Source organism: Streptomyces sp. NPDC048606 (assembly GCF_040650855.1).
Classification (GTDB): Bacteria; Actinomycetota; Actinomycetes; order Streptomycetales; family Streptomycetaceae; genus Streptomyces.
The window spans coordinates 1-24,692 of sequence record NZ_JBEZIB010000002.1 but is presented as its reverse complement, the minus strand read 5'-3'; the positions used below and the strand labels follow the sequence as shown (position 1 = coordinate 24,692).

The window sequence follows — 24,692 nt, the reverse complement described above, 5'->3', positions numbered from 1 at the left end:
GCGGAGTCGGCCCCTTCCGAAGGTTCCCGCAGTCAGTAGTGATACCGAGCCGCGAGGATGATGATCTCCTTCTCCGTCACCAGGTAGACGAGGCGGTGCTCGTCGTCGATCCGCCGCGACCACGCGCCGGGCAGGTGGTACTTCAAAGGTTCGGGCTTGCCGATCCCCGAGAAGGGGTCACGCCTGACGTCCTCGATGAGCTTGTTGATCCGGGCGAGCATCTTGCGGTCGTTCTTGAGCCAGGACGTGTAGTCCTCGCAGCCCTGATCCTCGAAGACAAGCCTCACGCGGCACCCGCACCCGCACCCGCATCGGCCGAGTCCGGATCGATCAGTTCGCGCTCCGACACGTTGATGCTCGACAGGGCGTTCTCGTACGCCTTGAGCAGCCGGCGGGCGTTCGCCGGAGAGCGCAACAGGTACGAGCCCTCGCGCAGGGCCGCGTAGTCCTCGGCCGAGACGAGCACGGCGTTGCCGTGCTTCGAGACGATCTCGATGGCCTCGTGGTTCTCGTTGACCTGCCTGATCAGCGGAAAGAGCTCCCTGCGGGCTTCGCTGGCGGTTATGGACATGGCCTGACCTCTTCCCTGAAGTGGTACTTGATAACGTACCACTTCGGCGCTCCTTGGGCAGAGTGAACCAGCCGGGGGTCCAAGTCGGCACAGAATCAGCACGGGATTGCGCCGGTGCCTTCTACGCGAGACCGCCGTCACCGCTCAGCGGCCGCATGGGAATCTCGAGGGGGGCGGGTTCCACCAACGGGGACCTCCACACATGAGACCTGCTCCGAGCTTTGCCGCCCAAACCGCTTCCGGACCTCGCTGCTCAGCACTTCGACGGAGCGGGACTGCCCCTCCTGCGCTTTTGCGCTCCTCTCGCGGCCGTCGTCGAGAGGACGAGAGCCGCCACGGAGACGACCACCGTGGCGACCTGGACCGATGAGTCGCTCATGGCCGGATGCTGGGCGCGCGGCCGGTCATGGCGCGGCAGGTCGCCGAGAACCACCGGACCGGGTTCGTTGGCTCTCCGGCTTGAGCCGCGGCCCGCTACCGTGAAGCCATGACCGCACTGCCCGACTGGATGCGCCCGCCGCGCGCGGAAGGCTGGTTCGCGGAGGACCTCGACCGCCTCCCCGAGGCACCCCGCCACACCGAGCTGATCGACGGAGCCCTCGTCTTCATGATGTCGCCCCAGCGGTCCTGGCATGGCCGCCTCGTCACCGCCCTGACCACCACCCTCATGGCGCAGGCGCCGGACGGCTTCGAGGTCGAGCGTGAGATGACGATCCGCCTCGATGCCCGCAACCGGCCTGAGCCGGACCTCCTGCTGACGAACCTGGCCTACGACCCCGACCGCACCTGGTACGCCCCGGAGGACGTGAAGCTCGTCGTGGAGGCGGTCTCACCCGAGTCCGCCCATCGCGATCGCACGGTAAAGCTCCGCAAGTATGCGGAGGCCGGCATCCCGCACTACTGGTGCATCGAGGACGAGGACGGGGCACCCGTCGTCCACGTCTACGAGCTCGACGAACCCACCGGCGCCTACGCGCCCGCCGGCATCTTCCGCGGCACCCTCCAGCGCCCGGTGCCCTTCGAGATCAGCCTGGACCTCGACAAACTCACGCCACCCCGAAGCAGCTGAAAGCCGGCACGGGAATGCAGAAGGGGTCGAGCTCACCAGAGTCCGACCCCTTCTGACCTGCATGTTTGATGAGACCGTTACACGTTGAAGCGGAACGTTCATAGAACTCCCTCCTGCCCAGTGTTCCCAAGGGTTTCCGCCCCTCGAAGGGGCACAGGGTCAGCACCAAGTCAGCACGTTGTCGTCGAGTCAGCACGTCATACCGCCACGGCAACGGCACGCACCGGAGACGGCCGAAGCGCCTGCTGCATCACGTCCCGGCACCGGTCCCACGCCTCCGGCACCAGGTGCCCGTACGTGTCGACGGTCGTCTTGATGTTCCGGTGCCCGAGCCAGCGGCTCACTTCGTGGATCGGGACGCCGTTCGCCAGCGCAGTCGAGGCGAAGAAGTGGCGCAGTGAGTGCGGGGTGCACTTCGGCTTCTTGTCCGGGGCGACCACGCCCGCCGCCACGCACGCCTTCCGCCAGTGATAGCCGTATGTCGAAGCCGTGGGCATCTTCCCCTTGCCCCGCTCACGCGGCGCGAACAGCGCCTCGACGCCGTCGACCTCGACCGTGCCCCAGCGCTTGAGGTGGTTGCCGATCTCCTGGTCCAGGAACGTCGGCGAGGGCACATCCCGGTACTTGTCCGCCGTGCGATGCTTGAGCGGCACGAAGCGGGTCACGCAGTCACCCTGGTTCGCCTTGGCGCTGATCTGCCGACGCAGCCGCAGGAAGCCCTCCCGCTGACAGTCGGAGGTCAGCCCGAGAGCCTCGCTGATACGCAGCCCAGCGCCCGCCTGGAGCCACACCGTGAGCCGGTACTGATCGGACATGGCGGCGGCGATGGCGTACACCTCCGCCAGCGTCGGTATCTCGTCCGGGTCGACGGCCGCACCCGCCGTCTTGATCGGCGGCACCCCGTCACAGGGACTCTCGGATATGCGCCGTTCCTTGACGGCCGTCGCCATCATGGCGCGCAGGATGTTCATGCGGTCGTTGACCGTCGAGGCCGCCAGTCCGCCGTTGGCCTCTTCGCCGCTGCCTTCCTCGGGCCGCAGGGGCGGCCCTCTCGTCAGGAGTTGTTCAGGCTCATGCCTTGCTCTGCTCTTCATCCCTGCCCGTCCGCCGTTGCTCTTCACCGCCGCTGCGTACAACGTCGATCTACCCCAAGACACCCCTCACGGGGTGACGGCAGCTCCGACCGAACCGCTGTCCCCCGACCTCGCCGCGGGTACTGTGCCGTCGTTCACCAGGTCCACGACCGTATCGGCGTGTTCCCTGATCAGATAGTCCATGGCGTGCTCGGTCGACGACTGGTACTCAAGCTGCTCGCTGTAGAAACGAAGCCGCTCCTGGGCATCCTCAATGATCTCGCCCCAGGTACGCACCCAGATCCGGTACGTCGGCTGCGTGACAGCGCATCCGGGCATTCGGTCCGGCTGGTGGGCGAGTTGGCGGAGGCCGTCGTCCATGGCGTTGCCGACGAGCCAGAAGTCCCAAGTCACCTTAGGTTCCCGGAACCTGTCGTCGTTCATGACCGCTTGCGCGTAACTGTTGATCTGCGCGAACTCAGTCATACCGAGCGTGACACTCGACCTCTTGAGTTCCACCACAAGATGGTGACGCTCCCCTTTCCGCTGCCGGGCAGCACGGGACAGCATCAGGTCGACGATCCCCCGAGTCCCGTCCTCTCTCAGGACAGGGTCCGGAGCCGGCGCGTCCCGGTCGAGTAGACGGCAGTGCTGCCTCAGCACCTCGTTGAGACTGCGGTCGCTGACATGCAGTCCGTACTCCTCACCGAAGATCCAGCACTCGTTCTCCAGAATCCGGTGCAGCTCGGTGCGCTCCTTGACTCGCCCCTTGGCCGCAGGGTCGAAGACGAGGTGCTCCAGGGCCGACAGGAAGTCAAGGCGCCCGGTCGTCGCCGTCGACGCCTTGATCAGAGCAGACAGCGGCGTACGGTCCAGCAGGCGGCTGAGCTCCGCCTGCTCCTGCTTGGAAAGAGCGAAGAGCTCCTCGGCGATCCGGAGCACTTCGCCTGGTTCATGGGTCAAGACAGACCGCAGAAGCGCGAAGGACACCTTCTGGGCCCTCTTGCTCGCCGGCAGGTGCCGGACGACCGCGGTCGCCACGGCGTCGAAGGTCTCGCGCTCCGCGCGCTCCTGGTCGTTGGCGGGCTCGCCCGCATACGGGTAGAAGCCTTCCGCACGCCACGAGTCAACGAGCTCCCGACGGCGCTCGTCAGCGCGGGATCGGAAGTGCGCGCGCATACGCTCCCGAGCTTCAGCCAACACCTCGGCAGCGGGCCCTTCCGGCGTCCAATCGGCAAAGGCGAGGTCACCGACCGCATCGTCCTCGAACCCTGACCAGGAGAGGTACGCCGTGAAGTGGAAGCCTGGGGCCTGGATCTCCGGCTTCAGCTGCGCCAACGACATCTCCCGGCCATCGCACAGGATCAGTGCCCGAGAGTACGGACGCGACCATTCGATGATCTTCAGTTGAGCCGGAGGGTGCGGACTTCCCGACGGAGCCGCCACCTCGTACGTATCGACGTGAACCTGCTCCGACGCTGGATCCAGCTGCCTCCCGTCATAGGTGATGCAGATGTCCGGGTACGCCTCCAGGTGGAGCGCAAAGGCGGCAGTGAGCGCGGAACGGACGGCGTCTTCGGTCAGCTTCTGGAGATCCTCACCACCGAAGGCCTCGAAGACCGTGCCTGTCGCGTCAACCGTCGGCTCAGGATCACTGACGTCGAACTCGTCCATGGAACTGCGATCGGACTCGATGACGACTCGACCACGACTCCCCGGTGCACCGCTCACGCTGCTCCACCGCACCTCACTGCCGAGCGCGAATGCCCGGACACGGCCCCGCCCGTTCTTCCCGTGCAGCACGCGCTTCTTGACCTCACTGACCTGCGTCCGCTTCTTCCAGGACGTGCCGATCTGCTCGAAGTAGTCGCTGCACTTCTCCGCCGTGATACCGGTGCCGTCGTCGATCACGGCGACCCGGTCGACGCCACCGATGTCGTTGCGCTCAAGCACCACAGTGACGTTCTCGGCATCCGCGTCGAGGGAGTTCCAGATCAGCTCCTCGATGGCCCCAACAGGATGACGCAGCCGAGCAAGCTCCTCGACGTGCCCCCGCCCTACGGTCAACCGAAGCTTCGCCATGGGGTACAGCACCTTCCGCGTCATCGTCATCTGGTGGGTTCGCGGAGGAAGCAGGACGCTTCCTCGCATTCATTAACTCGGATACCTGATAAACGTCACTCGAAGTTTTCGAGGGACGGAAGTGCGTGCACTGCTTCCACATGCTCCCGGACAGGTCCGGGGCTCTTGCCGCAGCGAAAACCCCGTCCGGTCCCGAGCAGTCCTCGCCACACTCAACGTTCCGCCCAGAGCTCGTCGGAGAGCGGCGCGGCATTCAAGCCATCGCGGCGGTTGCGCCAGTCCGGCAGGAAGCTGTCCATCAGCTGGGTGAAACGCTGACCGTGCCCCCGTTCGAGGTAGTGGACCATCTCGTGAACGACGACGTATTCAAGGCACTCCGGATGCTTCTTGGCGAGTTCGGAGTTGAACCAAAGGCGGCGGGTCTCCCGGTTGCAGGAGCCCCACTTTGTCTTCATCCGCCGGATGCCCCACCACGGAACCGAAACCCCTAGCTTGTGCTCCCAGCGCTCGATGAGCGCAGGGATCGCCTGCCGGAGCTGCTGGCGGTACCACTGGTCGAGCACGTCACGACGGCGCTCGTCACTCGTGCTGATCGGCACGTACAGCAGCATCCGATCGCCGTCGACTTCAACATGCGGGCGCCCTGGCCGCTCGATGACCTTCAGGCGGCGTCGTACACCCCAGACGTAATGGGACTCGCCGCTGACCATCTCTCGTACCGACTGCCGCTGGGCTGAGCGCAGCTGGTCTTGCTGGCGCTTGATCCACGGCAAACGCTGGATGACGGCCAGGCGAACCTGGTCGTCATCCAGCTGCTGAGGGGCAGCCACTCGGACACGCCCTATGGGCGGGTATACGCCGATGTGCAGGTTCTTGATGTCCTTGTACACCACATGGACGTCGATGCCTCGGACAGCAAGGCGGGCGCTAGTGGTACTCATTCCGCGCTTTCACCAGTTCGAAGAGCTCGTCAAGCCGATCGAAGTCGTCGGGAAGCGTTCGCTTGAGCGCGTTGCGGACCCTCCGCTCTCTCAGCGAATTTCCCACCCAGGCATGCGGCTTGGAGTGGAGCACTGCTGTATCGACCTCAATGGCCAGACGCTCGTCAGGGAGGAAGAAGTCGACCAGCGCCCGCTTCGCCCCGTTGTTGGCCCAGGCCGGGTACTTATAGGTGCTGTCAGAGTCACCGCTGCCGAGCTGCGCGGCAGCCTCCAGCAGTTTGGCGAGGTAGTCCTGGTACTCGATCGCCCCCTTGCGCCGCTCCTCGATTATTGCGTCGAGTAGCTCCGACATTTTGTCGAAGTACTTCGGGTTCGTCGCACGCTCTTCGATGATCAGCTTGCGCATGTTGTTGGCGACAGTCTCAGCGACGGCCTCCGGACTGTTCTTGATTCCCTTCGGCAGCTTGTCGAGGGCTCCGGCGCCGAGTTCGACGATGAGCTGGACAAGCCCGGTCTCCTCGAAGTCGGACACGCTCTCGGACGGGTCTGCCTGAATGTAGGTGTCCAGCAGGAATCGCATGCCGGCCTCGTACTGCTTGAAGTCGACGTCCTCGCCGGCTCCAAGCTTCACCTCGTCGCGGACATCCGTGTAATGCCGGATCTCGGCTCTGATGTCCGCGGTCTCCTGGCTGGTGTACCCGGCAGCCTCCATGTCGTTGGCCAGGTTGGCGTAGGCCCGCGTGACCGCGGCCACGGCCTTGTAGAGCTCGACGCGCTTGGGCTCGTTGGCCTTGAGCTGCTCAGCGTCACCCGGCTCTGCCGCGCAGAAGTACTGCTGGTACTGGAGGGTGTTCCGAGGCGGCGCGACCGCCTCGCACAGGGCGCGGATTTGTTCCAGCGCTTCGTCGAGTGCCTCTCGCGCCTTGCCGATCCGGTCGCTCAGCAGACCCTCGATGTCCTGCGGCTCGTACCCGTCGAGTGCACCGGAGGTGTAGTCGGTGATGGCGTCCTGGAGGGAATTGAACAGGTCCCGGTAGTCGACGATGCAGCCGAATTCCTTGTCATCCCCGTCAAGGCGGTTGACCCGGCAGATCGCCTGGAACAGCCCGTGGTTGCTCATCTTCTTGTCGATGTAGAGGTACGTGGCGCTCGGAGCATCGAACCCGGTCAGGAGCTTGTCAACCACGATGAGGAGGCGCATGCGGCTGGGCTCTTCGACGAACTGCCGCTTGACCTCCTTCTCGAACTGCTCAACCTTCGTCATGGCAACGTCTTCGGACTCTCCGAAGTGGTCGGCGAGCATCTTTCGATAGATGTCGTACTGGCGGAGCTTCTCGGTCTGGCCTGCGCCGGAGTCCTCCTTGGAGATGTCGCCGGGGCTCGGTGCGTAACTGGTGACGATGGCGCACTTGCCACGAAAGCCCGCGTTGCAGAACAACTCGTAGAACTTGCACGCCTGGTAGATGCTCTCCCCTACGAGCATGGCGTTGCCCCGCCCATCCATCAGCCGGGGCTTGGTCTCCATGTCGAGAAGGACGTCCTGCACGATCTGCTTCGCCCGAGGCTCGGAGGAGACGACCTTCTGCATCGTGCCCCAGCGCTTCTTCAGCTCCGCCTTGGACAAGTCGGTCATGCCTCTGGTCTTGGCCTCGAACCACCTGTCCACCTGCGCCGGCGACGTCAGGTGCTGGTCGATGGAGCGGGGCTCGTAACGCAGATCGAGCACGACACCGTCCTCGACGGCCTCATCGAACTTGTACGTATGGATGAACGACCCGAAGGTCTCCATGCTGGTGGCCTTGTCCGCCTTGAGCAGCGGCGTTCCCGTGAACCCGACAAACATGGCGCCCGGCAGCAGGTCCTTCATCGCATCGTGCATCTTGCCGGACTGGGTGCGGTGGGCCTCGTCGACGAAGACGAAGAGGTTTCCCTTGGCCTTGAAGCCCTTCGGAATCTTAGCCTTGAGCTCCTTGATGAACTCGGTACTTGCCTCGGCTCCATCCTCATCATTCGCTGAGCTACCGAACTTATGGACAAGAGAGCACATCAGCCACTCGGCGGATTTGTTCAGTGTGTCCAGGAGATCCACGCCACTGTTGGTGCGATAGATCTGCTCGTTGACTCCGTTGAAGACCTTCTCGATCTGCTCGTCCAACTCGGTGCGATCGGTGATCAGCAGAACTCGCGCGTCCTTCTGACGCTCCCGGATCCACTTCGCCAACCACACCATCGTGAGCGACTTACCCGACCCCTGGGTGTGCCAGATGATGCCGCCCTCACGACGACCGATACGTTCCTGCGCGGCCTTGACGCCGAAGTACTGGTTGTGACGGCACGCCTTGCGGATACCGGAGTCGAAGACGGTGAAGTCATGGATCAGCTCAAGCAGCCGCTCCTTACCGCACATCTGGAGCAGTGCGCGATCCAGCGGCTCCTCGACGTCGGAGGGCTCCTTCCACTGCAACCAGTACCTCTCAGGTGTGTCGATGACGCCGTAACGCAGGCCCTCTACGTCGTTGCCGGCAAGCACAAGCTGGACGGTGGAGAAGAACGACCGGATGAACTCAGGCTTCTGATTCCCAATGGTCTGCCGGATACCCTCGCTCACAGCCACACGGGAGCGCTTGAGCTCCAGGGTCACAAGAGCCAGGCCGTTGACGTAGAGCATGATGTCCGGCCGCTTCGTCTGCTTCCCAACAATCGTCACCTCCTCGACGACCACGAAGTCATTGGCCTGCGGGTCGCTCCAGTCGATGAGCCAGACCGTCTCGTACTGCTCGCCAGCGCCCGGCTTAACCTTCACTCCGTAGCGCAGCAACTCGTAGACCCGGCGGTTCGCCTCGTAGAGGTCACGGCCGCCACCGAGCGCGGCGGCCTTCCTCAGCTGGTCGATCGCTTTACTGACCAGAGTGCCGCCGTAACCTCGGGTAAGTAGGTTCGACTCCAGCAGCCCGACCTCGATGTTCGAGTTACCTGCGCGGTTCTCCCAGCTGCCCTCGTAGCGGTAGCTCAACCGCTCCCTGAACAACCGCACGACCCGGTCTTGCGCTTTGCGCTCGGCCTGTCCGACATCACTCATGCTGACTCGCCTCCCCATGCACGGGGAGGCGAGTCCGCCCACTGAGCAGCTCTTGCATCACACCCCGCTTGATGTCGCGTGCGACGCGGAGCCTCTGCTCCAGCTTTTCGATCTCTAGCTCCGAGTCTCGGAGAACACAACTGATGCGTCGCTGCTCTTCGACATCTGGAACAGACACTTCGATTTGCGAGAACTCCGACCACCGCAAGCTGCCCCGCCGATCGACAGAAGCATTAGTGGCCTGCGAGAACTTCTGCCGGTAAGTTTCAAGCTTCAACATCCGCTGCAGGAAGTAACTATCGACGCCCGGCCGAGGCTCCATAACGACATAGATAGGACTCACCAACGCCCGATCTTCGAGTTCCTGAACTCCAATCGACCCCTCTTCGACATGATTGGCGGGATATCCGATATCTCCTCGGTGGATCACCCGATAACCTCTGAGGTCACGACTAAAGACTTGATTCTTGAAGTAATCCATAGAGCGGACAAAGCCCATACTCTTCGTGCACGTCAACACCGTCAGATTCTCGGCTGAAGCATTGCGCTCGGATCGAGGTCGCAGGAGTTCTGAAATACTGCACCGCCTCCACGTTTCCGTAAAGCCGGGGAGACGGGTGCGGCCAGTCAGCAGCTGCTGCATAAGCCCCCGTCTAATTTCCTGCTTTTTGGTCACCAAACTATCCAGCAACCGCAGGAGATCCGAGATATCTGATACCGCGTTCACGATTGCCTGCTGCTCCTGCTTCGAGGGAACAGGAATCGGCAGTTCCGTCAATGCCGCCTTCGTGAGCTTGTATCGACTCGCCCCTTGACGGGTTAGGTGTGCCGTAATGTCGCGATTTTCAAAATATGTCTTGAACCACTCAACGAGGTTGACGCCATCTGACCCTACGACGTGAGCATGATTATTGACGTTAAATCGGCCACGCGCCAGCAATGTCATGGGGTGAGTGGCGAACTTCAGGAAGTTATCGCCATCCTCACCAATAAGCGCAAACTTTCCGTCGAACCTATACTCATTGATGTAGTCGAGCACCCCTGTCGGTCCGTAGTAGGGGTAAGGGCCCGCCATCTCGCGCCGTCGTTCACGACTGAGCGGCAACCGGTTCTGGTTATGAATCTCGTACGCAGAACCGACCGTCGCACGCTCCCACCCATCCGGGAATGACCCGACTACAGAATCCTGCGCGGCTGTCATTTGACCCCCATGTCTGCCAGGTGACCAGCAACCCGACTCTCGAGATTGGCGCACTCACTCTCAATTTGCGCAACGGTCTCGGCGTAACGGTCACCAAGCTGCTGGATGCGCTTTACCAAGGCCAAAGTCAGCGCCTCCCCCTCGGAGGCCACGCGCGCAGTGATCGTCGTCCGCCACTTGTCGTCCAGGACGAGTGTCCGCACATCGTCCTCCGTGAGGTCGCCGTACTTCTTCAGCGTCGCGAGGTGAAGCGCTCCCTCCGCCTCCTTGGCAGCCTTCCTGGCTACCGTCTCCGCGTTGTACAGGTTGATCAGGTGCGCCAAGGCTGCCACTTCGGCAGTATCCGTATTTTCGTGTCGCGCCTTCTTCAGGCGGTCCGACGCGAGGACCTTGCTGATCTTGTCGTCTACCATGGCCTCCGCCAGGATCCCGCCTTCGATGGCGTGCTCCTCGACATACTCCTCAAGCGCGCGACTGGCGTCCTCTACTGCCATCATGAGCTTGTCGACCTCGATCTGCTCCTTCGCGAAATAGCGCGAGACGATCAGGGTCGGCGAGATGAGGTCCATTTTGTACCGAGTAGCACTGCGACCTGAACCCACCACGAGATCGGGACTTTCGGACATTTTGCGTTCCTTGCTCACTACGATCTTGCGAGGCCTGGCAGCGCCGAGCCAGCCCTCGTTCATGATCATGAAGACGTCATCGTGCATAACGTCATGCCAGTACGTCATGAGCTGTTCGTAGACGTCGTACTCGTCCAACAGGGGCACCGGCTTGAAGCGGGCGAGCAGATCGTCGCCGAGGATGGCGATGAGGTCATTCGGCAGGATATTGGCGTTGATTCCTTCCAGCCGCTCGCGATGGGCACCGAACCACTCGGCAGTGAATTCGCGAGCCTCGTCAGTGAAATTCTGGAACTCGGACGAGTCGAGGATTGCCTGCTGAACCTTACGAACGTCGACGGTCAGGTCGCTGTAGCAAGGACGGTTCGGCTGGAACAGTTGCCCGCGCAACTGCGGAAAGGCGTCCCAATAGCCGCTCAGTGCATCAAGGTCTCGTTCGGGGATTCCGCCGTGTAGGTGTGCATGGAGGTCGTGGATGTCCTCGGGCTCCGAGGAGTCGATGTAGCGGGAGATGTTGAGGTTGTAGTCGTTTTTCGAATCGGCGATTTCCGACAGCGGAACCATGCGCGAGTAGCGGTCGATCGTGGTCTGTCGCGTGAAGACGTCGACAATCTTGTGGATGTCCTGGCTGCGGAGGCGATTCTTGGTGCCGTCCTTGATGAAGCCCTTGGACGCGTCGATCATGAAAACGCCGGTGCGGCCGACGGCGTTCTTCTTATCTAGAACGATGATGCAGGCGGGGATGCCGGTCCCGTAGAAGAGGTTCGCGGGGAGGCCGATAATGCCCTTGATGAACCCCTGCTTCAGCAGGCGCTGACGAATGTCGGCTTCGGCGTTGCCACGGAAGAGCACGCCGTGCGGAAGGATGACCGCCGCCTTGCCCGTGCTCTTGAGTGACTTGAGGATGTGCAACAGGAAGGCGTAGTCACCGTTCTTTTCCGGCGGCCGGCCGTACTCGAAGCGGCCGTACTCCTGCTCCAGTCCGTTGCTCCAGGACTTGATCGAGAATGGCGGGTTGGCCACGGCGAAGTCAAACGTCTGGAGAGCATGGCCGTTGGTGAACTGAGGGCTGGTGATGGTGTCGCCCTTGAGGATCTCGGCATCCTCGTTCCCGTGAAGGATCATGTTCATCTTGGACAACGCCCACGTGGCGTTGTCCTTCTCCTGGCCGTAGATCGTGATGCCGCGTGAGGTCTCGGCAGCGACCTTCAGGAGAAGCGAGCCGGAGCCGCAGGTCGGGTCGTAGACCGTCTGGTCCTGGCTGGTGTCCTTCGTGATGCCGACCACCTTTGCCAGAACACGGGATACCTCGGCAGGGGTGTAGAACTGGCCCTTGCTCTTGCCGGACTCCGTGGCGAAGTGGCGCATCAGGTACTCGTAAGCGTCACCGAGGAGATCGTCGCCTTCGGCTCGGGAGCCTCGGAAGTCAAGGTCGCTGAAGATCGTGACGAGCTTGGAGAGGCGGTCCTGCATCTCCTTGCCCTTGCCGAGCTTCTCCTCGTCATTGAAGTCGGCGACGTCGATCACGTTCCGCAGATCGTTCGCCTCGGCGAGCCGACTGATGATCTTGTTGAAGCGGTCGCCGATCTCCTTGTCGCCCTTGGCAGCCACCATGTCATCGAAGGAGCCACCGGGCGGGACGTCGATGAGACTGTCGGGGTCCGCCTTCGCCTTGTCGGAGACGTACTTAACGAAGAGGAGCGTCAGAATGTAGTCCTTGTACTGGCCGGCGTCCATCCCGCCGCGCAACTCGTCGCAGCTCTTCCAGAGCGAGCTGTAAAGGTCTGTCTTCTTGAGGGCCAAGGCTCTTCTTCCCGGTATGTCATGGCGGTCGCGCGGGCCGCCAACCCTGATGCCTGCGGCGTGACGCACGTCGCCCGGCCGTCCCCAGCCGTCGATGTGAGTTCCACACAAGCGGCGGCTGAGTCCACGCGGGAAGCGTAGTAGAGAATGCGGCCGAGCTGCCCTGTACGGGAAGAGAGACACCTCGCAGCCAGCGCACGTCAGACCGCTGGTCATGCAAGCGGTGCACGACTAGCGCCCTCTTCGGCTGCTCTCCACACGATCGGCGGATGCAGCCTGTGCCTGGCTGCTGTCATGGCCTGTGCTGCCGAACCCCAGGAACGTGCGTCCCAGAAAGGCGTCACCTGCATCGCTGAAACTCTTCTGACCTGGGGAAACGTCTCGTATCAGCGGCAAGTAGCAGACCTTGTCGCGCCTGGAACCGTGGCAGATTCCGAGCTGCTAAGACGCGGCGGCTGGAAAGGCAGGCTCAAGGGGTCATACCGCACCCCCTCACCTCTCCCGTCTGCATGCCTCCGCCTCTACGATCCGACTCATGATCAAGCTGTCGTGGGCTCTGGTAGCCGAGCACGTGGACGAGTGGACCGGGGACGACATCGCGCAGGGAGCGGATGTCCTCGAAGCCAGGTTGGGGTCCGTGGTCGACACGAGCGGCATGAAGCCCGAGACCGTACAGCACTGGCGGACCACCTTCCTCGCACCTGTGGTCGATTCCCTGCGCACCGAGGGGTCGGGCTCTCTCGCGCGGGGCGAGTCGTGGAGCAAGGCGGCCGGGCCCCTCCTGGCCTGCGCCGCCCCTATCGGTTGAACGCTGCCCCCGTGGCCAGGTCGGGCTGGCTACGAGGGGCCCGCGTCAGGGAGCTTCCGCATGGCCGCCTCCGTGCTGCTCTGCTATCGCGCGCCTCCCCTTGTCCCGCAGCATCGCTTTCTCCCGCAGCATCGCTTCGTAGGCCGCCTCCACCTGTTCCGGCGGGAAGCCGAACCTGTTCAGCACCCACCAGACATCCTCGGCCGTCGGCTTCGGAGCCTTGGCCAGCTCTCGCTCGATCCACTCTTCCTTGGTCATCGGCCTCCTCGACTTGGAATTCTCCGTCGTGAAATCCCGCCTTGCCGGGCGCGTACGGCCGTCGACTGCGCCGGCTCCTTGGCTGTCGGCGTCACCTGCAACGTGTCTTGCTTCAGCTGAGGGTCGGCCCGCCGAGCCTCTTTCACTCAGCCCTCACCACCAGGGCGAATGACGTGCACACCCGCCTGAATCCCTTGTGACCGCTGAGTCCTGCATGTGCCATGCACTCGATGTCCACAGCCGCCCCGTCCTCCGACGGATGTGCCGTCCACGCGCAGTGGAGGCACTCGGCCTCGAACGTCACGTCGGTGTCCGGGTGCTGGGTGATCCGGTGCGTCACGTACCGCAGCACGGCGCGGGTCATTACTCGCCCCCGTGCGCGTCACGCAGGTGCGCCTGCAGGGTCACATTCATGTCCGAGACCTTGGAGTAGTCCCTGACCGACCCTGCGTTGACCCGCTGCACCGCGAAGCCGAGACAGTCCCGGCAGCCCGCGACGGGCTCCGGGCGTACTGGCGGCAGGGACAGGGCCACCGTCTCGGACATCGTCGTCTGTGCTTCATACGTCTCGCGCATCTCGCACGCCTCCCCGCCTGGGTTCTCCGATGTCACGGCATCTTGCCCGCAGGCAGGGACTGCATCGAGGTTCAGTCATGTCCTGGACTAAAGATGCAGGAGCGGAAGGCCGCGGCCCATTCCGCAAGACGTTCCCGAGCGTCTTCGCCGAAGACCGCCCGTTCCTCGTAGGCGGCGAACTCGTCGAGGTACATCCGGATGTCCCGTGGGTCGCGGAAGACCATGACCCCTGTCGTCGTCTCTACCGTCGCCAACCGCTCGTCGTACACGGTGAACGTGTTCAGCGGGCAGCCCGGCAGCCGGGTGTCCAGGGGCAGCACGCCGAGGCGCAGGTTCGGCAGGTGGGTCAGCGACGCCAACCGGTCCAGTTGCACGGCCATGGCGTCCGGAGGGATGAAGGGGGAGCACGCAGCTTGTTCGGTGACGAGGAACGTGAACTGCTTGCGGCAGTCGTAGAGGACGTCCTGCCGCTCCAGCTTCTTCGCCACCGCACGGCTGTGGTCACCGGGGATGTGCTCCAGGCTGGCCCGGATGTACTCCGGGGTCGACAACAGGGCCGTGAGCATGGACAGGAGGAAGAACCGGAAATGGATCGAGGACGCTTCCAGGCCTGCCAGTTCGAGCTGCTTCTTGTCCAGGCCCTTGCGACGCATCGAGCGGGCGTCCTGCCACTCCGTCGCGGCGATACGGGCCAACGCCGACACCTCGGCCACTAGGGCCTGTGTGATGTCGTGATCATTCGGTGGGTTTGAGGAGGTCGTCGACCCAGATCATGGCGGCGCGGAGGTGGAGACCAGCGAGGTAGCTGTCCGGGGTTTTGTCGTAGCGGGTGGCGATGCCTCGCCAGGCTTTCAGCTTGTTGATCAGGCGTTCGACGGTGTTCCGTTCCTTGTAGAGGTCGGCTTCGTGGCTGATGGGCCGGCCGCCTCGTGCGCCCTTCTTCCGGGATGACGGCCTTGATTCCGCGTTTGCGCAGGTAGGCGCGGTTGCCGCGGGACGAATAGGCCTTGTCCGCGGCGACCGCGCCGGGCGTCGTGCGGGGACGGCCGACCGGCAGACGGACTCGCACCTTCGCCAGCACGGGGATGAACTGCGGACTGTCCCCGGCCTGCCCGACCGTCAGGACCAGCGCGAGCGGACGGCACTGGCGGTCCGCGGCGAGGTGAATCTTGCTGGTGAGGCCGCCCCGGGACCTGCCGAGCAGGCCTTCGGTCAGGCGGAGCCTGCGTCTGCGCCGGATGCGCCGCCGTTCGTCCTGTCCGTTCTGTTCCGCCGTGCCGCCCCTTTTTGACGGGCCTCCTCCTGCTCCTGCACGGCTTCCTCCAGGGCCTTCATGAGGTGCCTGCTGACACGCATCCCTGCGGCGTCGTGGTGGGCCCGGACCGTGGTGGAGTCCACGCTGACCAGCGACAAGTCCGTTCTGCCCGCCCGGGCCCCCTCTGCGATCAGACCTTCCAACAGGGCGCTGAACACACCGGCGTCCCGCCAGACGCGGAAGCGTCCGTAGACGGTCGCCCAGGGCCCGAACTCGGCAGGCATCTCCCGCCACTGGGCACTGGAGCGGAACCGCCAGATCACACCCTCGAACTGCTCCCGCAACCGCTCCGGATACGGGCCGTACCTGCCGATCGGCAGATACGGCTCGATGAACTTCCACTGGTCATTTGTGAGTTGCCTGCGCGTCACAACCCCAGGCCTACAGGATCCCGGCCTACGAAGAGGGCAGAACCCAGAAGCTGATCACGACGTCACACAGGCCCTAGGGCCGGCGGGGCCTCCAGAGCCGTGAGCAGGCGCTCTATGTCCACCAGGGTGGGGCGTACCTTCCCGTTCTCGATGCGGCTCACCTTCGACTGCGACATGTTGCACCGCGCGGCAAGCCGGTCCCCGGAGAGACCGGCCTGCTTGCGCAGCTTCCGCAGCGTGGCGGCGAGTTCCTGAGCGGACTGGCCGAGCTGCTCGGGCTCGAACGTCACGCAGTCACGTACTCCAGGAACGGAACCGACCCAGCGAGAGCAATGCGCTGGTACTCCAGGAACGGAGCGGGATCACCTTCGTACTGTTCCCGCTCGATCTGTGTCCCGTCGTCGGCGTACTTCATCAGGACGACTGTGGAGCGGTCGAACATCCAGAAGTCGTCGACACCTGCCAGGGGGTTCGTCCGGTCCGTGACATCGAGGATGCGGCTGTCTTCCCCGACCGGAGCCTGATGGCGGTAGTACCGCTCGAACTCGAAGCGTAGGTAGTCCGAGAACGGACGCGTCACCACGTGGACGCGGCCGATCGTCCCGCCGGTCTCGCGGTGCCTGCGGATCAGCGCCGTCCAGTCGTCCTCGTACGGGCCGGGGAACCGTTCCCCTGCGAGGAACCGGGAGAACTCGTCCGCCTCCTGGGGGACGCGGTAGATGGGACGCGTCTCCAGCCGCCACGCCTCACTCGTGAACTCGCTGAACTTCGCCTGCCACTTCTCACCAGCCAAGAGCACGGACTGCCTCCCGCAACACGCTCTCCGGAACCTCCACTAGGCCCTCCCCCTGCGGGGGCGTGAAGCCGTCGAACAGGTCACCCTGTACCACGATGCTTCCCTGCTCAGTGCGGTACACGTTCGGGCAGTCGCCGTGTCCGCACTCCCCGCTTCCGTTCTTGTCGTCTCCGCCCGTCAGCCGAGTCAATCCAGTGCGCTCGGACACGTGAACCCCCAAGTCCGCAGCCCCCTGCCGGAGCCGCCCAGAACGACGGTACGGACGCCATGCACGGCCGTCTATGCACTCTCGCGACTATGCGCGTTCTTGCATAAAGAGGGCCCGCGTGCGGGCCTCTGAGGGCTTTGCCCCTCCTCCCCTCGCCAAGGGCTATCCCGACGCCCTTGCTGCCCCCTCGAAAGCCCAGGTCATCAGCGACCCAACCCCCTCCGCAGGGTCAGCACCAAGTCAGCACACGACCCGGAAACGGCCTGAATCCGCAGGAGAAAACAGGAAGGGGCCAGACCCGAAGATCTGGCCCCTGAACTGGGGTTCCTTACCTCGACCAGTCACTTCGACCGATCAAGGAATCAGGCACTACACATTGAAGCGGAACTCCACCACGTCGCCGTCCTGCATGACGTAGTCCTTGCCTTCCATGCGGGCCTTGCCCTTGGCGCGGGCCTCGGTGACCGAGCCGCACTCGACGAGGTCCGCGAAGGAGATGACCTCGGCCTTGATGAAGCCGCGCTGGAAGTCGGTGTGGATGACGCCCGCCGCCTCCGGGGCGGTGGCGCCCTGCTTGATCGTCCAGGCGCGGGTTTCCTTCGGGCCGGCCGTCAGGTACGTCTGGAGGCCCAGGGTGGCGAAGCCGACGCGGCCGAGGGTGGCGAGGCCGGGCTCGTCCTGGCCGACCGACTGGAGGAGCTCCAGGGCCTCCTCGTCGTCGAGCTCCGCGAGGTCCGCCTCCAGCTTCGCGTTCAGGAAGATGGCCTCGGCCGGGGCGACCAGCGCGGACTGCTCCGCCTTGAAGGCGTCGTCCGTCAGCTCGTCCTCGTCCACGTTGAAGACGTACAGGAACGGCTTCGTGGTCAGCAGGTGCAGCTCGTGCAGGAGGTCGCCCTGCTCGGTGCCCTTGGTGATGCCCTTCGAGAAGAGGGTCTCGCCCGCTTCGAGGATCTTCTGGGCCTTCTCGACGGCGGCCAGGACGGCGACCTTGTCCTTCTGGAGGCGGGACTCCTTCGTCAGGCGCGGCACCGCCTTCTCGATGGACTGGAGGTCGGCGAGGATCAGCTCGGTGTTGATCGTCTCGATGTCGTCCTTCGGCGAGACCTTGCCGTCGACGTGGACGACGTTCTCGTCCTTGAAGGCGCGGATGACCTGGCAGATCGCGTCCGACTCGCGGATGTTCGCGAGGAACTTGTTGCCGAGGCCCTCGCCCTCCGAGGCGCCGCGCACGATGCCGGCGATGTCGACGAAGTCGACGGTGGCGGGCAGGACCTTCTGCGAGCCGAAGATGCCCGCGAGGACGGCCAGACGCGGGTCCGGCACGCCGACGACGCCGACGTTCGGCTCGATGGTGGCGAACGGGTAGTTGGCCGCCAGCACGTCGTTCTTGGTCAGGGCGTTGAACAGGGTCGACTTGCCGACATTCGGCAGGCCGACGATTCCGATCGTGAGCGACACGTTGGCGACTTCCCGTAGCTGGAGGGGGCGGCGGCCCGGAGTGGGCCGTCGGACAGTTTACTTTCCGATGAGCGCCGGTGGATGTACGCGTGTCCAGGCGGCCACTCGGTGCCCTCCCGCCTAGTTTGGTGGGGTGGAGCAATACAGGATGCGTTCGGTACCTCACCCTCAGGCGCGACGGCCCCGTCCCCCGGCCGCAGGGCCGGCCCGGCGGATGCCGCGGCCCATGCTGACCGGTCTCGGCGGCGGGCTGTTCGCCTGCGTGGCGATGCTGCTGGTCGCCGGGATCTCCTGGCTGCTCTTCGACTCCTCGCTCTTCGCGTACGGGCTGCTGTTCCTGCCCGTCGCCGCCGCGACCTCCGTCTGGGTGAGGCCGGCCGACCTGATCACCGCGCCCATCTCCGTGCCGATCGCCTTCGCCGCCGGGGTGTGGCCCGTCTCCGGCGGCTCCGGCGGCTTCGGCGGGGAGCTGATGGGGGTGGTGTCCGCGCTGTCCCTGCACGCGGGCTGGCTGTACGCGGGCACGCTCGTCGCCGCCCTGATCGCGCTGGTGCGCCGGGCCGCGCTCAGCGGCCGCAGGCGGGCCGCGGCGGCCCGGCGCAGCAGTACGGCGTAGCAGGAGCGGGGTGGCCGGGGACGGCTACGCGGCGCCCCGCGCGGCCATCGCCGCGCCCACGATGCCCGCGTTGTTCTGGAGCTCGGCGGGGACGATCGGGGCCCGGACGTGGTCCTTGACCAGCGGCAGGAACTTCTCCGGCTTGCGGCTCACCCCGCCGCCGAGGATGAACAGGTCGGGCGAGAAGAGCATCTCCACGTGGGCCAGGTAGCGGGCCAGCCGGTGCGACCAGCGCTCCCAGCTGAGGTCCCCGTCCTCCTTGGCCTTGACCGAGGCCCGGGTCTCCGCGTCGTGGCCCTTGAGCTCCAGGTGGCCCAGCTCGGTGTTGGGCACGAGCACCCCGTCGCGGAAGAGGGCGCTGCCGATGCCGGTGCCCAGGGTCAGCAGCAGCACCGTGCCCGCCACGCCGCGGCCCGCCCCGTGGGTGATCTCGGCGACGCCGGCCGCGTCGGCGTCGTTGAGGACCGTCACCGGGCGCCCGTCGAGCCGTGAGGAGAGCAGGGCCGCCGCGTCCAGGCCGACCCAGGCCTTGTCGACGTTGGCGGCCGTGCGGGTGATGCCGTTGGTGACCACGCCCGGGAAGGTGACGCCGACCGGGCCGCTCCAGTCGAAGGCGCCGACCACCTCGGCGACGCATCCGGCCACCCCGTCGGGGGTGGCCGGATGGGGGGTCAGTACCTTGTGCCGCTCCTGCACGAGCTCGCCGCGCTCCACGTTGACGGGAGCGCCCTTGATGCCGGAACCGCCGATGTCCACACCGAAGATCTGCATGGAATCACCGTACGAACGAGCCGCGCCCGTAGCTACTTGTCGGAGCCGTGCTCCTTGTCGGAGCCGTGCTCCTTGTCGGAGCCGTGCTACTTGTCGGAGCCGTCGGCCACCAGCTCGGCCGCCGCGGCGCGCAGGTCGCGGCGCAGTTCCTTGGGCAGCGAGAAGGTGATGGACTCCTCGGCGGTCTTGACGATCTCCACGTCCGCGTAACCGCGGGCCGCGAGCCACTCCAGGACCTCCTCGACGAGCACCTCCGGCACCGAGGCGCCCGAGGTCAGGCCGACCGTGGTGACGCCCTCCAGCCAGGCCTCGTCGATCTCGCTCGCGAAGTCGACCAGGTACGCGGCCCTGGCGCCGGCGTCCTTGGCGACCTCGACCAGGCGGATGGAGTTCGAGGAGTTCTTCGAACCGACGACGATGACCAGGTCGGAGTCGGCGCCCATGACCTTGACGGCCGCCTGCCGGTTGGAGGTGGCGTAGCAGATGTCGTCGCTCGGCGGGGAGACCAGCAGCGGGAACTTGGTCTTCAGCGCGTCGACCGTCTCCATCGTCTCGTCGACGGAGAGGGTGGTCTGGGAGAGCCAGACGACCTTGGACTCGTCACGGACGGTGACCTTGTCCACGTCGTGGGGGCCGTCGACGATCGTGATGTGGTCGGGGGCCTCGCCGGAGGTGCCGATGACCTCCTCGTGGCCCTCGTGGCCGATGAGGAGGATGTCGAAGTCGTCGTTGGCGTAGCGGATGGCTTCCTTGTGGACCTTCGTGACCAGCGGGCAGGTCGCGTCGATCGTCGCGAGCCGGCCGCGCGCCGCCTCCTCGTGCACCACGGGGGCCACGCCGTGCGCGGAGAACATCACGATGTTGCCCGGCGGGACCTCCTCCGTCCGTTCGACGAAGATGGCGCCCTTCTTCTCCAGCGTCTGGACGACGTACTTGTTGTGCACGATCTCGTGTCGGACGTAGACCGGCGCACCGTACTGCTCGAGGGCCTTCTCGACAGCGATCACGGCTCGGTCCACGCCCGCGCAGTAGCCGCGCGGGGCGGCGAGCAGGACGCGGCGGGATGCGGGAGCGGGGGCGGGAGCAGTCATACGCTCCATCGTACGGGGGTCTCCAGCAGGCCGGACGTCCCCCGTTCGGCAGAGACTTGCAGGGACGCGCAGGGATCCGGTCGAACGTCCGCACCGGAGATCACCCGGAGGAACGATGACATCCGCTACGGATTCCCGCCCGCCCGCGCCCACGGCGCTCCGGCGGAGTCTCGGCTTCCGGGACCTGGTCGTCTACGGGCTGCTCTTCATCGCCCCGATGGCCCCGGTCGGGGTCTTCGGGACGCTGGACGCCAAGTCGCACGGGGCCGTCGCCCTCGTCTACCTGGTCGCCACGGTGGCGATGGCCTTCACGGCCTTCTCCTACGCGCAGATGGTGCGGGTGGCCCCGCAGGCCGGCTCGGTGTTCACCTACGCCCGCAAGGGGCTGGGCGAGGGGCCGGGGCTGATCGCGGGGTGGATGGCGATGCTGGACTACCTGCTGATCCCGGCGGTGGCGTACCTGTTCTCGGGGATCGCGATGCACGCGCTGGTGCCGGCGGTCTCGCAGTGGGTGTGGACGGCGCTGGCCGTGGTGGTCACCACCGCGCTGAACCTGTGGGGCGTACGGGCGGCCGCCCGGGTGGGCTTCGCGGTGCTGGCCATGGAGATCGTGGTGCTGCTGGTGTTCCTGGTGGCGGCGGTGACGGTGCTGGTGCGCGACGGGGCCCGGCGGGGCTGGCTGTCGCCGCTGACCGGGGACGGCTCGCTGGGGTTCAGTACGGCGGCGGTGCTGGGGGCGGTGTCGGTGGCGGTCCTGTCCTACCTCGGCTTCGACGCCATCGCCTCGTTCGCGGAGGAGGTCACGGGCGGCGGTGCGCGGGTGGCGCGGGCGGTGTTGTTCTGCCTCGCCCTGACGGGGGTGCTGTTCATCGCGCAGACCTACCTGGTGGCGCTGCTGACGCCGGTCTCCTCGGCGGAGCTGGCCGCCGATCCGGCGAAGCAGGGGCCGGCCTTCTACGACAGCGTCGAGGCGTCGGTGGGGGTGTGGCTGCACGACCTGGTGGCGGTGAGCAAGGCGGTGGGGGCGGCGTTCGCGGCGTTGGCGGGGCAGGCGGCGGCCGGGCGGCTGCTGTTCGCGATGGCCCGGGAGGGGCGGCTGCCGCGCGGGCTCGCCCGCACCTCGCACGGCACCCCGCGGGTGGCGCTGCTGGTGGCGGCGACGGTGACGCTGGTGGCGGCGGTGTGGGCGGCGCGGCGCGACGACGGGCTGGACCACCTGGTCTCGGTGGTGGACGTGGGGGCGCTGGTGGCGTTCACCCTGCTGCACGCCTCGGTGGTCGGCTGGTTCGTGGTCAAGCGGGGCGGGGGCGCTCCCGTGTGGTGGAAGCACCTGGTGGTTCCGGTGCTGGGCGCGGTGGTGACGGTGGCGGTGATCGTCGAGGCGTCCCGGGCGGCGCAGCTGGTGGGGGCGGTGTGGCTGGTGGTGGGGCTCGTGGTGTTGTTCGTCCAGCGCGGCCGCCGCACGACCCGCCCCGCCGCCTGAGACGCTGTCAGCCGGGCCGGTTAGCCTGCCTGCATGGCTCTCAACACGTCGGCGGACGCGCCGCTCCCGGTCGGTCAGGTCTCCCGGCTGATCGGCGGCTGGATCGACCGGCTCGGGCAGGTCTGGGTGGAGGGGCAGATCACCCAGCTGAACCGGCGCCCGGGGGCCGGGGTGGTCTTCTTGACCCTGCGCGACCCCTCGCACGACATCTCGGTCGGCGTGACCTGCTTCCGGCAGGTGTTCGAGGAGGTCGCGGACGTGGTCACGGAGGGCGCGCGGGTCGTCGTCCTGGCCAAGCCGGAGTGGTACGCACCGCGCGGACAGCTGTCCCTGCGGGTGACGGAGATCCGTCCGGTCGGCATCGGGGAGCTGCTGGCCCGCCTGGAGCGGCTCAAGCGGTCGTTGGCCTCCGAGGGGCTGTTCGCCCAGGACCGCAAGAAGCCCCTGCCGTTCCTGCCTCAGCTGATCGGGCTGGTGGTCGGGCGGGCCTCGGCGGCGGAGCGCGACGTGCTGGAGAACGCCCGGCGGCGTTGGCCGGCGGTCCGTTTCGAGGTGCGCAACGTGGCCGTGCAGGGCGTCCACGCGGTACCGCAGGTGATCGAGGCCGTACGGGAGCTGGACGCCCGGCCCGACGTGGACGTGATCATCGTGGCGCGCGGCGGCGGCAGCGTGGAGGACCTGCTGCCCTTCTCGGACGAGGAGGTCGTACGGACCGTGGCGGCGGCCCGTACCCCCGTGGTCTCGGCGATCGGGCACGAGCCGGACTCCCCGCTGCTGGACCTGGTCGCCGACCTGCGGGCCTCCACCCCGACGGACGCGGCGAAGAAGGTGGTCCCGGACGTCGGGGAGGAGCTGGAGCGGGTGCGCCAGCTCCAGGGTCGGGGGCTGCGCGCCCTGCGCGGACTGCTCGACCGGGAGGAACGGGGACTGGCGCACGCGCTCGCCCGGCCGGTGTTCGTGCACCCGCAGCGGATGGTGGAGTCCCGGGAGGCGGAGGTGGAGGCCCTGCTCGGGCGCAGCCGGCGCACGCTCGGGCACCTGTTGGACCGGGCCGACTCGGAGCTGGAGCACACCCGGGCGCGGGTCGTGGCGCTGTCGCCGGCCGCCACCCTGGAGCGGGGGTACGCGGTGCTCCAGCGGGCCGACGGACACGTGGTGCGGGCGCCGGCGGAGGTGACGGCGGGCGAGCCGCTGCGGGCGCGGGTCGCGGCGGGCGAGTTCGCGGTCACCGTGACGGACGCGGCCCCGGACGCGGCCCCGGACGTGCCCCCGGCCACCACCCCGCAAGCGCCCTCGGACACGGCCCCGGGTCCCGCGCCTCGGGCGTAGCCGCGTCCACGAACGGTCTCGACACACTCCGGCAACAATCTCGATGCACTACACACCTACTATTCAGGGAGCGATCACGGGAATGGCTGAAACCGATACGGCGCTGGGGTACGAGCAGGCCCGCGACGAACTCATCGAGGTCGTCCGCAAGCTGGAGGCCGGTGGCACCTCCCTGGAGGAGTCCCTGGCGCTCTGGGAGCGCGGCGAGGAGCTGGCCCAGGTGTGTCGTCGCTGGTTGGAGGGGGCGCGGGCCCGGCTGGACTCGGCCCTGGCCGCCCGCGAGGCGGAGGCCGAGGGGGGCTCGGCCGGCCGCCAGGAGTGATTCGGGCCACCTCCGACACCGCTTTAGTTGAAATTTCACCTACTTTCGCCGTAGAGTTCAGGACATCGCGCTTCACCTCCGTACAGAAGAAGGCTTTTCGATGTCTCTCGTTCTCGACGCCGCCGCTCAGGACCTGCTCTTCCGCGAGGCCCGCACCGCCAACTCGTTCTCCGACGAGCCGGTGACCGAGGAGCAGGTCCAGGCGATCTACGACCTGGTGAAGTTCGGCCCCACCGCCTTCAACCAGACCCCGCTGCGCATCACGCTGGTCCGCTCCGCCGAGGCCCGCGAGCGCCTCGTGAAGCACATGGCCGAGGGCAACCAGGCCAAGACCGCCGCCGCGCCGCTGGTCGCGATCCTGTCCGTGGACAACGAGTTCCACGAGGAGCTCCCCCAGCTGCTGCCGCACTTCCCGCAGGCCAAGGACGCCTTCTTCTCCGAGCGCCCGGTCCGCGAGCAGTCCGCCCTGGTCAACGGCGCCCTCCAGGCCGCCTACTTCATCGTCGGCGTCCGCGCCGCCGGCCTGGCCGCCGGCCCGATGACCGGCCTGGACTTCGCCGGCGTGCAGAAGGAGTTCCTGGACGCCGACCACACCCCGCTGATGGTGATCAACATCGGCAAGCCGGGCGAGAACGCCTGGTTCCCGCGCTCCCCGCGCCTGGACTTCGACCAGGTCGTCACCACCGTCTGATCCTCCGGGCCCCGCGCACGACGAGAAGGCCGCCCACCCCGACGTACGGGGGGGGGGGGCGTGCGCGTGTTCGGGGGGGCGCGGGGCGGGGGCCCCCCGGGGGACCGGGGGGGCGGGGGCCCGCGGCGCGCGGGGGCGGGGGGGGGGCTGGGGT

At 66.2% G+C, this 24,692-nt stretch carries 26 protein-coding genes; 7 read left to right on the top strand and 19 right to left on the bottom strand.

Features of this window, described 5'->3' with window-relative positions:
- Positions 1-32: 32 nt before the first annotated feature.
- The gene (locus AB0D01_RS02195) at positions 33-287 is read right to left on the bottom strand and encodes a Txe/YoeB family addiction module toxin (RefSeq protein WP_363053076.1); all 255 of its coding nucleotides are present in this window, start codon (positions 285-287) and stop codon (positions 33-35) included.
- Positions 284-571 carry a type II toxin-antitoxin system prevent-host-death family antitoxin gene (locus AB0D01_RS02190; protein ID WP_363053075.1) on the bottom strand — a complete coding sequence of 96 codons (288 nt, stop codon included), beginning with the start codon at positions 569-571 and terminating at the stop codon, positions 284-286. Before AB0D01_RS02190 ends, AB0D01_RS02195 begins: the two co-directional genes overlap by 4 nt.
- A gap of 487 nt (positions 572-1,058) precedes the next feature.
- On the opposite strand from AB0D01_RS02190, the gene AB0D01_RS02185 reads away from it, so the two are divergent.
- On the top strand, positions 1,059-1,640 hold the full coding sequence (locus AB0D01_RS02185; RefSeq protein ID WP_363053074.1) for a Uma2 family endonuclease: 582 nt from the start codon (positions 1,059-1,061) through the stop codon (positions 1,638-1,640).
- 197 nt (positions 1,641-1,837) lie between these two features.
- Here AB0D01_RS02185 and AB0D01_RS02180 read toward each other — a convergent pair whose 3' ends face one another.
- From AB0D01_RS02180 to AB0D01_RS02155, 6 genes are all read right to left on the bottom strand, one after another.
- The gene (locus AB0D01_RS02180; protein WP_363053073.1) at positions 1,838-2,761 is read right to left on the bottom strand and encodes a site-specific integrase; all 924 of its coding nucleotides are present in this window, start codon (positions 2,759-2,761) and stop codon (positions 1,838-1,840) included.
- 39 nt (positions 2,762-2,800) lie between these two features.
- Entirely contained in the window at positions 2,801-4,795 is a 1,995-nt protein-coding gene (locus tag AB0D01_RS02175; RefSeq protein WP_363053072.1) for an ATP-binding protein, read from the bottom strand.
- A gap of 212 nt (positions 4,796-5,007) precedes the next feature.
- A complete protein-coding gene (locus AB0D01_RS02170) occupies positions 5,008-5,685 on the bottom strand; it encodes a SprT family zinc-dependent metalloprotease (RefSeq protein WP_363053071.1) in 678 nt (225 codons plus the stop codon).
- A 37-nt stretch (positions 5,686-5,722) separates the two neighbouring features.
- Positions 5,723-8,815: an HsdR family type I site-specific deoxyribonuclease gene (locus tag AB0D01_RS02165; protein WP_363053070.1), complete on the bottom strand. Its 3,093-nt coding sequence runs from the start codon at positions 8,813-8,815 to the stop codon at positions 5,723-5,725.
- The gene (locus AB0D01_RS02160; protein ID WP_363053069.1) at positions 8,808-10,016 is read right to left on the bottom strand and encodes a restriction endonuclease subunit S; all 1,209 of its coding nucleotides are present in this window, start codon (positions 10,014-10,016) and stop codon (positions 8,808-8,810) included. Before AB0D01_RS02160 ends, AB0D01_RS02165 begins: the two co-directional genes overlap by 8 nt.
- Entirely contained in the window at positions 10,013-12,445 is a 2,433-nt protein-coding gene (locus AB0D01_RS02155; RefSeq protein ID WP_363053068.1) for a type I restriction-modification system subunit M, read from the bottom strand. Before AB0D01_RS02155 ends, AB0D01_RS02160 begins: the two co-directional genes overlap by 4 nt.
- A 535-nt stretch (positions 12,446-12,980) precedes the next feature.
- Between AB0D01_RS02155 and AB0D01_RS02150 the strand changes: the two genes are divergently transcribed.
- Complete coding sequence (locus AB0D01_RS02150; RefSeq protein ID WP_363053067.1) at positions 12,981-13,253, top strand: hypothetical protein; 273 nt, start codon at positions 12,981-12,983, stop codon at positions 13,251-13,253.
- A 45-nt stretch (positions 13,254-13,298) separates the two neighbouring features.
- Here the strand turns inward: AB0D01_RS02150 and AB0D01_RS02145 are convergent, their stop codons facing one another.
- The 9 genes from AB0D01_RS02145 to ychF form a co-directional block, all read right to left on the bottom strand.
- Positions 13,299-13,511, bottom strand: coding sequence for a hypothetical protein (locus tag AB0D01_RS02145; RefSeq protein ID WP_363053066.1), 213 nt, complete (start codon positions 13,509-13,511; stop codon positions 13,299-13,301).
- A 363-nt stretch (positions 13,512-13,874) separates the two neighbouring features.
- Positions 13,875-14,087 (bottom strand): hypothetical protein, encoded by a 213-nt coding sequence (locus tag AB0D01_RS02140; RefSeq protein WP_363053065.1) that lies wholly within the window; start codon positions 14,085-14,087, stop codon positions 13,875-13,877.
- Between the two features lie 71 nt (positions 14,088-14,158).
- Entirely contained in the window at positions 14,159-14,791 is a 633-nt protein-coding gene (locus AB0D01_RS02135; protein WP_363053412.1) for a DUF5753 domain-containing protein, read from the bottom strand.
- Positions 14,792-14,799: 8 nt separating this feature from the next.
- A complete protein-coding gene (locus AB0D01_RS02130) occupies positions 14,800-15,255 on the bottom strand; it encodes a transposase (protein ID WP_363053411.1) in 456 nt (151 codons plus the stop codon).
- Between the two features lie 44 nt (positions 15,256-15,299).
- Positions 15,300-15,773, bottom strand: coding sequence for a transposase (locus tag AB0D01_RS02125; protein WP_363053064.1), 474 nt, complete (start codon positions 15,771-15,773; stop codon positions 15,300-15,302).
- Positions 15,774-15,835: 62 nt separating this feature from the next.
- Complete coding sequence (locus AB0D01_RS02120) at positions 15,836-16,063, bottom strand: helix-turn-helix transcriptional regulator (protein ID WP_363053063.1); 228 nt, start codon at positions 16,061-16,063, stop codon at positions 15,836-15,838.
- The gene (locus AB0D01_RS02115) at positions 16,060-16,572 is read right to left on the bottom strand and encodes a DUF6879 family protein (protein WP_363053062.1); all 513 of its coding nucleotides are present in this window, start codon (positions 16,570-16,572) and stop codon (positions 16,060-16,062) included. The genes AB0D01_RS02120 and AB0D01_RS02115 overlap by 4 nt, the downstream gene beginning before the upstream one ends.
- The gene (locus AB0D01_RS02110) at positions 16,556-16,750 is read right to left on the bottom strand and encodes a hypothetical protein (protein WP_363053410.1); all 195 of its coding nucleotides are present in this window, start codon (positions 16,748-16,750) and stop codon (positions 16,556-16,558) included. The genes AB0D01_RS02115 and AB0D01_RS02110 overlap by 17 nt, the downstream gene beginning before the upstream one ends.
- Before the next feature lie 396 nt (positions 16,751-17,146).
- Positions 17,147-18,235 carry a redox-regulated ATPase YchF gene (gene ychF / locus AB0D01_RS02105; RefSeq protein ID WP_363053061.1) on the bottom strand — a complete coding sequence of 363 codons (1,089 nt, stop codon included), beginning with the start codon at positions 18,233-18,235 and terminating at the stop codon, positions 17,147-17,149.
- A gap of 226 nt (positions 18,236-18,461) precedes the next feature.
- On the opposite strand from ychF, the gene AB0D01_RS02100 reads away from it, so the two are divergent.
- A complete protein-coding gene (locus tag AB0D01_RS02100) occupies positions 18,462-18,851 on the top strand; it encodes a DUF6542 domain-containing protein (protein ID WP_363053060.1) in 390 nt (129 codons plus the stop codon).
- Between the two features lie 24 nt (positions 18,852-18,875).
- On the opposite strand, the gene ppgK is transcribed toward AB0D01_RS02100, so the two are convergent.
- Together ppgK and AB0D01_RS02090 are read right to left on the bottom strand one after the other, a co-directional pair.
- A complete protein-coding gene (ppgK, locus tag AB0D01_RS02095) occupies positions 18,876-19,622 on the bottom strand; it encodes a polyphosphate--glucose phosphotransferase (protein ID WP_363053059.1) in 747 nt (248 codons plus the stop codon).
- A gap of 86 nt (positions 19,623-19,708) precedes the next feature.
- Positions 19,709-20,722 carry a 4-hydroxy-3-methylbut-2-enyl diphosphate reductase gene (locus AB0D01_RS02090; RefSeq protein WP_363053058.1) on the bottom strand — a complete coding sequence of 338 codons (1,014 nt, stop codon included), beginning with the start codon at positions 20,720-20,722 and terminating at the stop codon, positions 19,709-19,711.
- A 106-nt stretch (positions 20,723-20,828) separates the two neighbouring features.
- Here AB0D01_RS02090 and AB0D01_RS02085 point away from each other — a divergent pair, with 106 nt between their 5' ends.
- From AB0D01_RS02085 to AB0D01_RS02070, 4 genes are all read left to right on the top strand, one after another.
- The gene (locus AB0D01_RS02085; protein ID WP_363053057.1) at positions 20,829-22,196 is read left to right on the top strand and encodes an APC family permease; all 1,368 of its coding nucleotides are present in this window, start codon (positions 20,829-20,831) and stop codon (positions 22,194-22,196) included.
- 33 nt (positions 22,197-22,229) lie between these two features.
- Complete coding sequence (gene xseA / locus AB0D01_RS02080; RefSeq protein WP_363053056.1) at positions 22,230-23,525, top strand: exodeoxyribonuclease VII large subunit; 1,296 nt, start codon at positions 22,230-22,232, stop codon at positions 23,523-23,525.
- Between the two features lie 82 nt (positions 23,526-23,607).
- Positions 23,608-23,847: an exodeoxyribonuclease VII small subunit gene (locus tag AB0D01_RS02075; protein ID WP_363053055.1), complete on the top strand. Its 240-nt coding sequence runs from the start codon at positions 23,608-23,610 to the stop codon at positions 23,845-23,847.
- Positions 23,848-23,947: 100 nt separating this feature from the next.
- Entirely contained in the window at positions 23,948-24,538 is a 591-nt protein-coding gene (locus AB0D01_RS02070; protein ID WP_363053054.1) for a malonic semialdehyde reductase, read from the top strand.
- Positions 24,539-24,692: the final 154 nt, after the last annotated feature.

What these genes read in the sequence shown, in the direction of transcription:
- AB0D01_RS02090 (WP_363053058.1), bottom strand. Translation starts at nt 20,722, where the DNA reads ATGGAGCGTATGACTGCTCCCGCCCCCGCTCCCGCATCCCGCCGCGTC.
- ppgK (WP_363053059.1), bottom strand. Translation starts at nt 19,622, where the DNA reads ATGCAGATCTTCGGTGTGGACATCGGCGGTTCCGGCATCAAGGGCGCT.
- AB0D01_RS02075 (WP_363053055.1), top strand. Translation starts at nt 23,608, where the DNA reads ATGGCTGAAACCGATACGGCGCTGGGGTACGAGCAGGCCCGCGACGAA.
- AB0D01_RS02070 (WP_363053054.1), top strand. Translation starts at nt 23,948, where the DNA reads ATGTCTCTCGTTCTCGACGCCGCCGCTCAGGACCTGCTCTTCCGCGAG.
- AB0D01_RS02145 (WP_363053066.1), bottom strand. Translation starts at nt 13,511, where the DNA reads ATGACCAAGGAAGAGTGGATCGAGCGAGAGCTGGCCAAGGCTCCGAAG.
- AB0D01_RS02190 (WP_363053075.1), bottom strand. Translation starts at nt 571, where the DNA reads ATGTCCATAACCGCCAGCGAAGCCCGCAGGGAGCTCTTTCCGCTGATC.
- AB0D01_RS02175 (WP_363053072.1), bottom strand. Translation starts at nt 4,795, where the DNA reads ATGGCGAAGCTTCGGTTGACCGTAGGGCGGGGGCACGTCGAGGAGCTT.
- AB0D01_RS02160 (WP_363053069.1), bottom strand. Translation starts at nt 10,016, where the DNA reads ATGACAGCCGCGCAGGATTCTGTAGTCGGGTCATTCCCGGATGGGTGG.
- AB0D01_RS02150 (WP_363053067.1), top strand. Translation starts at nt 12,981, where the DNA reads ATGATCAAGCTGTCGTGGGCTCTGGTAGCCGAGCACGTGGACGAGTGG.
- AB0D01_RS02100 (WP_363053060.1), top strand. Translation starts at nt 18,462, where the DNA reads ATGCTGACCGGTCTCGGCGGCGGGCTGTTCGCCTGCGTGGCGATGCTG.
- xseA (WP_363053056.1), top strand. Translation starts at nt 22,230, where the DNA reads ATGGCTCTCAACACGTCGGCGGACGCGCCGCTCCCGGTCGGTCAGGTC.
- AB0D01_RS02085 (WP_363053057.1), top strand. Translation starts at nt 20,829, where the DNA reads ATGACATCCGCTACGGATTCCCGCCCGCCCGCGCCCACGGCGCTCCGG.
- AB0D01_RS02165 (WP_363053070.1), bottom strand. Translation starts at nt 8,815, where the DNA reads ATGAGTGATGTCGGACAGGCCGAGCGCAAAGCGCAAGACCGGGTCGTG.
- AB0D01_RS02140 (WP_363053065.1), bottom strand. Translation starts at nt 14,087, where the DNA reads ATGCGCGAGACGTATGAAGCACAGACGACGATGTCCGAGACGGTGGCC.
- AB0D01_RS02185 (WP_363053074.1), top strand. Translation starts at nt 1,059, where the DNA reads ATGACCGCACTGCCCGACTGGATGCGCCCGCCGCGCGCGGAAGGCTGG.